8 protein-coding genes are annotated in these 11,901 nt (G+C 49.5%); 5 read left to right on the top strand and 3 right to left on the bottom strand.

What is annotated here, in order from left to right; genetic code table 11:
* The coding region (locus ABIK47_07365) for a glycosyltransferase family 39 protein (GenBank protein ID MEO0020431.1) at window positions 1-1,503 on the bottom strand (1,503 nt) is incomplete at its 3' end.
* Between the two features lie 100 nt (window positions 1,504-1,603).
* Between ABIK47_07365 and ABIK47_07360 the strand changes: the two genes are divergently transcribed.
* The 3 genes from ABIK47_07360 to ABIK47_07350 are packed head-to-tail and all read left to right on the top strand — an operon-like array spanning window position 1,604 to window position 6,036.
* On the top strand, window positions 1,604-2,500 hold the full coding sequence (locus ABIK47_07360) for a glycosyltransferase family 2 protein (GenBank protein ID MEO0020430.1): 897 nt from the start codon (window positions 1,604-1,606) through the stop codon (window positions 2,498-2,500).
* Window positions 2,497-3,876 carry an undecaprenyl-phosphate galactose phosphotransferase WbaP gene (gene wbaP, locus ABIK47_07355; protein MEO0020429.1) on the top strand — a complete coding sequence of 460 codons (1,380 nt, stop codon included), beginning with the start codon at window positions 2,497-2,499 and terminating at the stop codon, window positions 3,874-3,876. Before ABIK47_07360 ends, wbaP begins: the two co-directional genes overlap by 4 nt.
* A gap of 33 nt (window positions 3,877-3,909) precedes the next feature.
* Window positions 3,910-6,036 (top strand): two-component regulator propeller domain-containing protein, encoded by a 2,127-nt coding sequence (locus ABIK47_07350; protein ID MEO0020428.1) that lies wholly within the window; start codon window positions 3,910-3,912, stop codon window positions 6,034-6,036.
* Window positions 6,037-6,067: 31 nt separating this feature from the next.
* Here the strand turns inward: ABIK47_07350 and ABIK47_07345 are convergent, their stop codons facing one another.
* Window positions 6,068-6,247, bottom strand: coding sequence for a hypothetical protein (locus ABIK47_07345; protein MEO0020427.1), 180 nt, complete (start codon window positions 6,245-6,247; stop codon window positions 6,068-6,070).
* A 15-nt stretch (window positions 6,248-6,262) separates the two neighbouring features.
* Window positions 6,263-7,093, bottom strand: coding sequence for an agmatinase (gene speB, locus ABIK47_07340; GenBank protein MEO0020426.1), 831 nt, complete (start codon window positions 7,091-7,093; stop codon window positions 6,263-6,265).
* A 181-nt stretch (window positions 7,094-7,274) separates the two neighbouring features.
* Here speB and ABIK47_07335 point away from each other — a divergent pair, with 181 nt between their 5' ends.
* Window positions 7,275-9,500, top strand: coding sequence for a T9SS type A sorting domain-containing protein (locus ABIK47_07335; protein MEO0020425.1), 2,226 nt, complete (start codon window positions 7,275-7,277; stop codon window positions 9,498-9,500).
* A gap of 12 nt (window positions 9,501-9,512) precedes the next feature.
* Window positions 9,513-11,765 (top strand): hypothetical protein, encoded by a 2,253-nt coding sequence (locus tag ABIK47_07330; protein MEO0020424.1) that lies wholly within the window; start codon window positions 9,513-9,515, stop codon window positions 11,763-11,765.
* Window positions 11,766-11,901 lie beyond the last annotated feature (136 nt).

Raw genomic sequence — 11,901 nt, 5'->3', positions numbered from 1 at the left:
TTTAGCAGCCCGCACATTTTGCCAGACCTTTGGTGTTTCGCCCCAGCGACCAGAAGAGAAATAGATAAAATTTGCCGGTAGATGCACGAGGAGAGAAAATAGAGTCAAAAATGGCAACGCCCTCAAACTGAAATTATTGGGTGCGCTTTTAATACCGATGGCGCTAAAGAGGATGAGAGCTGGTAAGGCCTCACTCCAGTATTTCGGACCCCAGGGTGTAATCCCATGAAACCAGTAAAAACAATAGGCAACAATCAGACCTAACGCTGGTGCCCAGAAGAACCACAGCCTTTTCGATTCGGAACGAATGATGCCGGGGAAAAAGAACATTAACGATAAAAACAGCCAGCCAAACAGTTGCAATGAGAGGACAAATATATTGTAGGCAAGGTTTAAAAACATCTTTAATGGTGAATGACCGGGGAGATTAAAGGTTGGGGCACCGTAATCTAACGAAAAGCCGATCCCATGATACTTGCCCATTAACTGATACGGAAATGTGAGCCAGTTGCCGGTTAGGGACCGGTTATAATAAAGATGGAGGAGCACCATTATTAGACCACCAACAAAGAACAGGATTAGGCAAAGGTCAAGAATCCTCACCCTGCACCTCTCCTTAATGACAAACAGGATTATCGGGATGCCTATGCCGATGGCGGTATAGGGGCGGGCGAGAAATACCATGCCCAGGCTTAATCCTGCCAGAAATGCCCAGCCGCAGATGGTTTTTAGTTCTTGGTTTTTAGTTCTCGGTTCAGCAGCACTGAGTCTTGACATTTTAGTCAGACCGTAGAGTGCAAGAATGGTAAAGAATGTTGAGGTGATGTGGAATTCGTGAGAGGCAAACAGAAATAGCATCCAGGGTGAAGTGACTGCCAAGAGCAATGCAATCCTGGCGGTTTCTTTATCAGTATACTCCTTTACAAGCTGGTAAAATAGGATGATGCCAATTGTTCCTAAAATCGGACCGCAAAGCCAAGAGGTGCCAAGAAGATAAAATGGTAGGAGTATTAATGAGTGACCAGGTGAGGTATAGGAAAACCATTTTCCTTGATAAACGATGGTAGGTGTGGCAAAAAAACGGAAATCAGGTGGTGCAGGTGCAAACAGTCTACCTTGGGCGAAGATTTTTGCCTGAAAGAATGGCCATACTGCATCACCCATCGGAATTTTATTGAATCCGAAAAGGGAAATAAGGAGAGTTAAAAGCAAAAAGAAGACAGGAGCGATGACGGGCGTCAAAGGATGGGCAAGCCACCAGGCTTTAATACAATTTAACACCCGGGTTATCCGGGGATTTTTGCTCAACTTGAGCCAGACAAGGAAAAAAGGCAGCGCAATAATTCCTCGCAGGAGATGCCCGATGTATAACTTGATAACCATATTTTTAAAAAATGGGGTTAGGTAGAAGATTTGATTGCCACAGACAATCACCCCGAAGGCGAGCAGGAAAGCGAGGAGAACTATTATGTTATAGGCGCTTTTAACTAATCCCCGCGGCATGGGAGAACATAGCAAACTTCTCCTGATAATCAACAGTTGAAACCGATTGTTAAGATGTTATAATATTAATAATTTAATGGTCAATTGCCAGCCGCAACCCGTGATCTCAATTGTTTTTGTCAATTATAACTCGGCTGACTTTCTCGAATGCGCGCTCCAAAGCCTTTCCTCATCCGAACTGGACAAGGAGGTGATTGTCGTGGACAACGCTTCAAACGAGCGAAAACGGCTTATTGATTTATGCCAAAAACATCACGCCCTCCTGGTGTTGTTAAAAAGGAATCAAGGCTATGGGAGAGCCGCAAATCAAGGGTTTCGTTATGCCCGAGGAAGATATGTGGCGGTTGCCAATCCTGATATTCAATTTCTGCCGCTGGCGTTAACCAGGCTGGTCAGTTTTTTAGATACCCATCCCGAGGCGGGAGTTGTCTCGCCGCAACTCCTTTATCCGGATTTAAAACCCCAGCCTTCCTGTCGGAGGTTTCCGAAGCTGCGTTATGTACTGGCAGGCAGGCGCTCGCCCTTGTTGAGGCTCTTTCCCCGTTTCGCACCGGCAAGGGAGTTTTTATATCTTAACTTCTTAGGTCAAGAATCACAAACATCAACCGGTTCTGCAGTTCCGGTTGATGCGGTTATCGGCACGATGATGCTATTCCGAAGAGAGGCACTTGAGGCGGTAAAAGGTTTTGATGAGACCTACTTTATGTTCGCTGAAGATTTGGACATCTGTCAACGCCTGCGTGATCAGGGTTGGGAGGTTTTTTTAGAACCCAGGGCAAATATTATTCATCACTATGGTGGCGTGCGCAGGCGGTTCCGCCGTTTTACCGAGTTCCAGCGTATAAAGGGGCTCCATAGATTCTTCACCCAGAGGGTAGGGAAATTAAAAAGGGTTCTTTTGACCGTCGGTTTTGCCGGGTATTACTTTGTTCTTGAGGCGGTGGGTCTTTTGGGTTTAGGGGAGTTTGAGTACTCCTGGCAAGGGAAGAGAAGATGAGACGACTGAAAGGAATGCTTTCCATAATATTCCTGATTGTGGCAGATGTGGTGGCGATGCTTGGTAGTTATTTTCTGGGTTATCTGGTTCGGGCGATTTGGGCAGGTGGCAGTCCTATAGGAGAATTGGCAGCGACAACGCTTCTGAGCCGGATATATCTGGTTTTGGTCTATCCTTTTGTGTTCGCATATGAGGGGCTCTACACAAAAAGACTGACCGACTGGGAGGAACGCCGGCGCTGTCTAAGAGGGGTGATAATTGGGAGTGCCCTTCTCACCATTCTCCTATTTATGTTCCGGCTCTGGATATTTTCCCGGTTTGTTGTGCTCCTGGCAGTTCCTTTCGGGATTTTGCTCGTGCCACTATTCCGAACCGGTCTCAAACGGGTGCTGGTGAGAATGGGAATTTTCCAGCAGCCGCTGGTGATTGTTGGCTCTGAAGAGGCAAGTCGGGCCTTTGAGGCTGAGATTTCAAAACACCAAACAATGGGATATTCAATCGTTAAACATATTGTTTGTGAACAACCGGATGAGGATATCACCGAACTTTTAGACAGAGCCGAAGTTCCTTCAGGGGCACTGGTAGTGGTGCTGGCTGATTCTTTTACTGAGGAGGGCCTAAGAAGGATATTTAATTATGCTGAGCGCCGTTTTGGTGAGCTGATGGTCCTGCCCAGTGCGAGCCTATTGGCAAGTTCAACAGCCGATGTTGAGCAGGTTGGGAGTCTCTTGGTTTTGAAATACCGTTACAATCTCTTACGACCCCTCAACATCTGGACAAAGCAGGTTTTTGAATTTATGGCGAGCCTTCTCCTGATGCTACTCCTTTTGCCGCTATTCGGGCTTTTGGCGCTTTTGGTAAAAATTTCATCTCCCGGACCGGTGTTCTTCCGGCAGCAACGGATTGGTAAAGGAGGTAGGGTTTTCACCTGTCTAAAGTTCCGCACAATGTATCAGGATGCAGAGGCGCGGTTACAAGATATCCTTGGTAAAAATCAGGCGATAAGAGAGGAGTGGGAAAGGTATGCCCGTATCACTGATGACCCGCGAGTAACCCCACTTGGCAGATTCCTGCGTCGTTTCAGCCTGGATGAACTGCCCCAACTGATTAATGTCATCCGAGGAGAAATGGCGGTGGTTGGACCAAGACCCTATCTACCGAGCGAACTCGACCGGGTCGGAGGTTACATCGGAACGATTGTGCGGGTGCGTCCGGGTCTCACCGGACTTTGGCAGGTGTCCGGTCGGGCAGAACTGCCTTTTCACGAACGGATGGTCTTAGATGAGTACTACATTAGAAACTGGTCATTGTGGCTGGATTTTTCCATCCTGGTCAGAACGATAAAAGCGGTTTTGTCAGGGAGAGGCGCTTATTGACCGTTGGCAATGTATGGATAATATGAAAATTAAATGATGGTAATCATCATATTTTCTTTTCTTTGCGCTAACTTCGGGAACTGGCAGACATTTACAAATACAAACTTCATCACCGACATCTGTGGCAACGACTCGGTACTGAATATTGCTACGGCTGGTGGGGTGACGATAGTAAGGACCAGACCAGAGCCAACTCCTATCAGGACATTTGTTCATACTGACGGGCTGGGAGTAAACCGTTGTCTGAGCATCTATCAGGACTCAGATGATAATCTCTGGATTGGAACCGATGGTGCCGGTTTAGCGGTAATTCCTAAGGATTCAACCCGCGCACTTTTATATCGCCAGCATGACCTCCCGTTAAAGGTGAGGGTTGTGGTTGGGGAGAGTAATAGAATTCTCTGTGGCACTGAACAAGGGCTTTATGTGCTTCATCTTGCAGGGACGCCACTGGAGTTCAATGATGATGTAATTGAGTATTATAACTATTCTCGCGTCCGCGAGCTTTTAAGCGACCGCATTCTTTCCCTTTTGGTGACCGACAGTTTTTACTGGGTTGGCACCAACTTAGGTCTTAGTTGTGTTGACCGGTATTTCAGGCACTGGCGTCCTTTCCGGCGACCTTTGGGCGACTCGGTTTCAGCCTTGGTATTTTTGCCCGATGCAAGGGTTGTTGCCGGTACCGAAGCCGGGTTGGTGATAGGTGATACTGCTGGTTTTATCCCGCTGCTGATTTTTCCCCAGACAAAAACGGTCAGGGACATGGTGGCTCAAGGATATGATATTTATCTGGCTACAAGTGATACTCTTTTCAAAATTGACACGAGCGGTTGTGCCCAGCCTGTTTTGGTGGGTGATGTGCGGGCTATCTGGATTGGCGAGACCTTCTGGGTCGGGCTTGGAGGTGGCGAAGCCTGGGGTTGGGGGTTGCGTTATCTGCGTAGCGGTCAATCTTGGCAAAGCTTCTCCTTTAACTGCATCAGTTCGGGTGAAATCAGTGATTGTGCATTTGGCAAGGACTCCAGTGTCTATCTCGGTCACAACTCCAGCTGGTTTTCCCGGATAATGCCAGATGGCACCATCCGTATCCTTGTTTCGCCCCTTCCTTGGGTTGTCCAGATTAGATGTGACTCCAAAGGTAGAATCTGGTTTTCCCATTTTTCCTATCAGGGTGGTGTAACTGTTTATGACCCGGTCGCAGACACCTGGGGTATTTTTCAATGGGGGGAATCTACCCGCCGTAATGTCTGTCAGGCTTTCGGGCTTGACCGTTGGGATACAAAATGGGTCTTTAATATGGGAGGGGCGATAGTGGCGATAGACTCTCTGGGCAGGGAGCAGGAGTTCTATCTCCCAGAGCTTGTTCCGCCAACCGGCGGTTCGTACGAGTTTGCCTTTGACTCCCAAAATCGGGTATGGCTTGGTCTCACCAATGGTCTTGAGGAACTGGATTATAACGGCACCCTTTTTGACCCCAGTGATGACCGGCACACCCTTTACAACCAAGGTCTGCCCGCAAGCGAGGTTCGTTCGGTGGCGGTTGACCCGCAGGACAGGGTTTGGGTTGCCACTCCCCAGGGCGGAGCGATGTGGAACGGAAGAGCATTTCAGGTTTATACAACCGCCAACAGCCGGCTCCTCTCCAACAACCTTTACCGGGTCAGAGTGGATGGGGCGGGCAGGGTTTGGTTTCTTTCTGATTCAGGTCTTTCAATATTTGATGTGGCAACTAACACCTGGACAAATTACAATGCGAAGAACTCTGGCATTATACCTAACCCTCAAGGTTTAACAGGATTTTATACTGCGCTGGACTTAGACCCGATCCAGGGGCGAGCAGGGATTGGGACGCTGCGGGGTTTCTCATTATTCACCTATGCAAAAGAGGAGGATACCACCGCAATGAGGTTGAAGGTCTTCCCCAATCCCTGTATTTTGGGGTTGCATCAGGGGGTAAATATTGAAGGGTTACCTAACGATGCCCGGGTAAAGGTTTACACCCTCAGCGGCGAGCCGGTGGCAGAGTTGTCAGTTGAGCCAACGCTGGGCAGGGCATCCTGGGTGCTAACAAATAAAAAGGTGGCAACCGGAATTTATCTCATCGTTGCCACAAGTGGCAAAGGGGTGCAAACAGAAAGGTGCGCCCTGGTTCGCCCGTAAGGGGAATCTCTATAATATTGGGACAGGGAAACTACTGCTGCTTCGTTGTCCGTCCGCGTGTAAAGCGGTGATTGCGGGGACGATGCCTGTTCTCCTCGTCAGCAAACTCCTCCATACAGGAGTCATAATACTGACACTCGGGACAGCATTCGTCATTCAATTTTCCCTTTGTCCGGCACAGTTCATAGCCGGCACAGGCACGACAACACATTAAATCAAGCCTCCTTTAACTTAAGTTGATAAGTAGGATGAGTTCGCGCACAAGTTCAGCCACAGTTGCTGCACCTCTTGAAGCGCTCGGACTGCGGGGACAGAACTCCACAAGGTCGCAGCCGATGACATTCATCCCCTGGAGTTCGGCAAGGGCTTGGGCAAGTTCCCGGTAAGAGCAGCCACCAGGTTGTGGGGTCTGAACCTCAGGCATCACACCGGGGTCAAGGACATCAATGTCCAGGGTAATATAAACTGGTCTTTTATCAATCTTTGTCCTGATTGCCTTTATCGGTGCCAGGACCTCAAAAGGATAAAGGTTCGGGATAGTCATCTCCTCAGCGCGGAAAAATGAGCGGATGCCTAATTGAAACAAATTGTCCTTGGGAATAACATCCAGGACACGGCGCATCGCCGTGGCATGGGAGCAGGGCTCGCCCAAAAACTCCTCGCGCAGGTCAGAATGGGCATCAAACTGAATCACGCACAGGTCGGTAAATTTTTTCACAAGCTCTCTTATGATGAACGGGGTGATGGAATGCTCACCGCCAACCGCCAGTTGTCTCTTACCTCGTGAATAGTTTGAAGCGGTGGTCTTCTGAATGAGTTCCGCCGGCGTTTCTGGCTTCTCAAATGTGAAGGCAATGTCACCGGCATCATAAATCCGCACACCGGTGATGTCCCTTTTTTGATAAGGGCTGAAGGACTCAATGTTATCAGCGCCCAGCCTGCCCACAAAAGGACCGAACCTTGTTCCTGGAATAAAGGAACTGGTGCGGTCAAGCGGCATACCGATGACCACCACCTCGGCCGAGTCAAAATCGGAATTGGCAAAATAAGATGCCATCAAGGCAGATTAGCATAGAGATTCAAAATCCTATGTCAATATTTTTCATCTATATGAATATTTATCTCTCACAAGGTCCCGGTATTTAGGATAAGGTTTTAAATGATAGGGGTGATAAGGCTGGGATTTGTGTGTGCGGATATGGGCTTGATTGGGGCAGGCATTGGGGTAGAATAATTGTATGAACTTCAGCGGGGTGTTCGTAGTTGTCGGGCTTTTGATTCTGTCCGTTGTGGCGGCAGAGGCACGCACAGGCTTTCCCGACTTTGCCCTAAAGGAGTCATTGGCGCGGGTGCATCCACGGATGAGGGCACCCTGGCTAAGGGAGCGTGGGATTGATGACCCGCATTACTCCTTCAAGAAGTTAGCAAGCACCGGCTTGAGATGCATCGGTCGCTGGCCTTGGGGTCCAAGTTGGGAGCTTTGCGGTCGGGATTCGCTTTTGTTTCTTGGTTCTGGCTCTGGAGTTCGGATTCTTTCCATTTCCGACTCAATCCGTCCGCAGATGCTTGGTCACATCAACGCCCGTGGTCTAATCAGCCAACTGGCAGTTAAGGACACGCTGTTGTATGTTGCCTGTGGCAATTTTGGGGCACAGATATACAACATCAGCAATCCTGCCAACCCGAGAGAACTTGGTTCAATGGACGCGGTTATTTATGACTTAGCGGTCGTTGACACGCTCTGCTACACTGTTGGTAGCAAGTATCCACCAAACGACAGTCTGCGCATCTACAATGTAGCTGACCCTGCTCACCCGGTGGAGGTTGGTGCAGTCTGTGATAGCGGCAATGTTCTGATAGTTGCAAACGGCTATGCATTCGTCGCCGGTAATGTAACTTCGATGAATGTCTATGATGTCCGTAACCCCGTCTTACCAAATTGGATTAATTCCCGAGGTGGACATTACCTAACTTTATTCCCGAGGGAAAACCTATTGTTTTGCTCGGGTGTGCAACCCGACTACTTCTCGGTGCTTGATATCAGCAATCCCGGGTCCATAACAGAAATCGGTCGTATCAATGGTTATGGTGGCTGGGCACTTTATGTTGATGACTATTTTGCTTATCTGAGTTGTACCTATGAACATCAAGGTCTATACATCATAGATATCACAGACTCCACTCGCCCACAACTGCGTGGAAGTATCAATCCGGAGGGTGACAATGAATGGGACTTCTATGTTCCGCAGCCCCTTTCCTATGGCTACTTAGCGGCGGACTACGGCGGATTGGTGGTTATTGACCTGCACAATGTCAACTCCCCCACGGAAGTATGGTCAGGCTACAAAGCTCATCAAGCTATGGATGTTCACTTGGACAACTCGCGCTGCTATGTTGCTGAGCAGTGTGCCGGTTTGCGCATCCTGGATGTAACCGACCCATCGAATCCGCAAGACCTTGGAGAATATGATACTATCGGTGTCCTTGATGTCCGCTCTGCGACAGCCCGGGACTCCTTCGCGTTTATCACCTACTGGGGTAACCGTCGCAGATTCCTCCGGGTATTGGATGTAACCGACCCGCTCCAGCCGATATTTGCTGCGGAGGAATCATGCTTCAACCCGCCGATGGACATTGTGCTACGGGATTCCTTTTTGTATCTGGCAGAAGCAAACCGCTTTCAGGTTGTCAACATCGCCCGTCCCCGCCAGCCCAGACTGGTGGGGAGCTGCGATGGTGATGGGGTGGCAATTGTAGTGCAGGATTCGTTTGCATATACGGCTGCAGGAGCAGTCCGCATTACAAACATTGCCCGACCCGACAGTCCGTTTGTTGTCAGCACCATCAACGCCTTCGCGTACGGCATTGCGATGCGCGACACTTTCATCTATTTGCCTTATGGCTACGATACACTCCGAGTGTACAGTGCCGCAAACCCACAGGCTCCGCGGCTCCTGGGTTTCACTCCGCTCCACACGCACCTGTGGGATGTTGCTCTTGCCGAGTCGGTGGCTGCTGTGGCTACGTTCGACGGGCTTGAACTCGTCAGTCTGGATAACCCATCGCAACCGCAGTGGTGCGGAGCTATCAGAACACCATACGGTCCTCGCCGTGTTGTCTATTCGGCGCCATACTTCTACACCGCTATGTGGGACGCAGGTGTGGGGGTCTACAGCGTGGAATCGGTCGGTCTGTCAGAACTACGGACCGCCGAAGTTCGACCAACGCAGTTGACGGTATCTCCCAATCCAGCGAGAAACCACCTTAAAGTTTCATTTATCTCCGTCCCTGCCCAGAATATAAACTTACGCGATGTTACGGGGCGAAGCGTGTCACCGATGGCGATTAAGACCGAGTCAGGTAATGTCTTGACACTTGACCTGTCCAACCTTACAGCAGGTGTTTATTTCTTGGAGGTCAAGGCAGCTAAAAAACTAAACAATGTAAAGTTTGTGAAACAGTAAAAGGAGGCTAATATGAGAAGGGTCGTTGTTGCTATATTGACAGTAGCGGTGGCAACCGGTTGGTGCCTTCTGAAGGCGTATTCTGTTGAACCGGTCAAAGCCGCGTGGAGTGGCTGGACGACATTCCAGCATAACCAAATCTCCCAGACCATCACCTGCAACTTTGACAGTCTGGTGCGGGTGGAGTTGTTTGCGGGCAACATTGGATCTGGTGGACAGTATCGCGTTGGCGTCTTGGAAAATGGTAGCGAAATAATGTGGAGCACGGGCAACCAAAAGCAGGACCATAGTTGGATCAGGTTTGAAAACTGGAGTACACAGGTGACCTTCACTAAAGGGAAGCGGTATGAATTCAAGTTCACAAGAGTGGGGCAGGATTCAATTCAGTATTACTACAACCCGAATAACCCGTATGGGTATGGAATACTGATTGACCCGAATTTGCCAGACCCGGTGCCGCTGGGCTGGGATTTGTGTATGCGGATATACGGGAAGATGGACAGGGTGGATAGCAGTTACTGGGGGGCGCTGGTTTGGGTGCGTGACACTGTTGCCGCACGGAACAATAATGTTCACGGCAAAGTCAAGGCTGCGGGTGTGCATATGGACAGGATTGGAATCCCCTGGGATTGGGTTTGGACAGACTCCCTTAATGATTTTGATTTTACAATGACAGACCCATCGGTGTTTTATTCGCACAACACAATGGGTTGCAAGATAATTGGCATCCTCGGCTCTTGCCCGTATTGGGCATCTTCGCGTTATGATTCCTCAGGGTGTCCGCCACGAAACCTGTATTTGGGTGTCTGGGATTCTCGCAATTACTGGGCGCGGTATGTTGAAGGTGTGGTCAGGCATTACTATTCAGACTTGGGATATATTAATATCTATGAAATCTGGAATGAGCCGAACAACTGGACGAGATTCTGGAGGGGACCTGAGTATCACTACGAGATTGGTCCCAATCAAGAAGATACCATCAATGCCCTGTGTTCCCTTTATGCCCGGTTGTGCGCAGTTGCCGATTCGGTGATAGACTCAATAACCCAAGGGGAGGCAACGGTGCTGATTGGCTCACTGGTGGCATCCCAACCTTTGCATTCCTCCCGAATCCCTCCTCTAAAGATGCTTGAGTATTGCTACCGGTTGGCAGATAAGCGGTTCTGGGATGGGGTGTCTTTTCATCCTTATCAGGACAGCGGTTTCAATGATATCAACCTTTTTGAAAGGCAGGCTGAGAGCCTGAGGCAGGTGATGCGGGAAAATGGGGATTATGGCGAACTCTGGATAACAGAGATTGGCACACCTCATGATGTGCCCGACACATTGATTGGCAAGGAGGCGCAGGCAAACTGCCTGGGGAAGATTTTTGTGGCGGCAGAAGGGAGCGCGGCTTTGCCCACAGGTGGCTATGACAGGGTTTGCTATTACAGTTTCATTGACCGGGATGCTGGCGAATACAATTATGGAATGCTCGATACCCTTTTCCAGCCCAAACCCGCCTTTTATGCAAGTTGCCAGACATCATCCCTGTTAATGGGTAAGAGTTTCAATCAGCGGGTTATTTTTGGTGATGGGCGTGATGATTCGGTGCGGGTCTATGAGTTTGAAGACCCAGTCAGCCAGAAGAGGACCTGGGTGGGATGGAAGAATCTGATTACGCCTGATAGTGATGTGCCCAAGGTGGCGGTGAGGATGCCAGTGAGGAGTGATACGGTTTTTTATCTGCCTCTGGATTATGACGGGACCCAGCCAACCGATACCAGGGTTACTGAAACCGATGGCTGGCTTGAGATTGACCTTTCAACCCGTCCGGTTTTTCTGACCGAAAAGAGCGAAGTTCTGCGTCCGGATTTGCGGGTTGACAGTATCAGGCTCGTGCCCTCCCAGCCGCAGGTGGGGATGCCGCTTAACATCTATTTCTGGGTGAAGAATTACGGCAACAGGTCATTGCCTGCGGGTGCGCCTGGGGGCATCGCTGTCTACCGCAACGGCACGAGGGTTAGCCCGCCTGTGCCCTTTCCCAATGATACCGCTATTGACCAGAACTGTGAGCGGGCTTTTGTCTTTCATATTGAGGCGGTGCCTGACACCTGGCGCGGTCAAAACCTTTTTTCTGTTGTTGTCAACCCGGACAGGGGTTTTGTTGAACTTAATTTTGAGGACAACGCCGGTTACATCTATACCACCATTTCCCTTTTGCCTGCCCAAAGGTTTTATGCAACCCTGCCAAAAGGGGTAGGTAACAAACAAAGCCGCTCCTGAAATTAAAATTTGGCCGTTAGGTCGCCTGGTTTCCATAAGGGAAATTAAAAGATAGGACTGGGTTTTTGCCGTTTGGTTAAGTATACTTATAAGTATACAGATTGGGTGGCGGGAAAATTGGCATATTTCTTTGAAT

The sequence above is a fragment of the candidate division WOR-3 bacterium genome, assembly GCA_039801245.1.
In the GTDB taxonomy this organism is placed as follows: Bacteria; Hydrothermota; Tepidihabitantia; order Tepidihabitantales; family Tepidihabitantaceae; genus JAOABP01.
The sequence above is the reverse complement of the archived record's forward strand: the minus strand, read 5'-3'. Positions and strand labels throughout refer to the sequence as shown.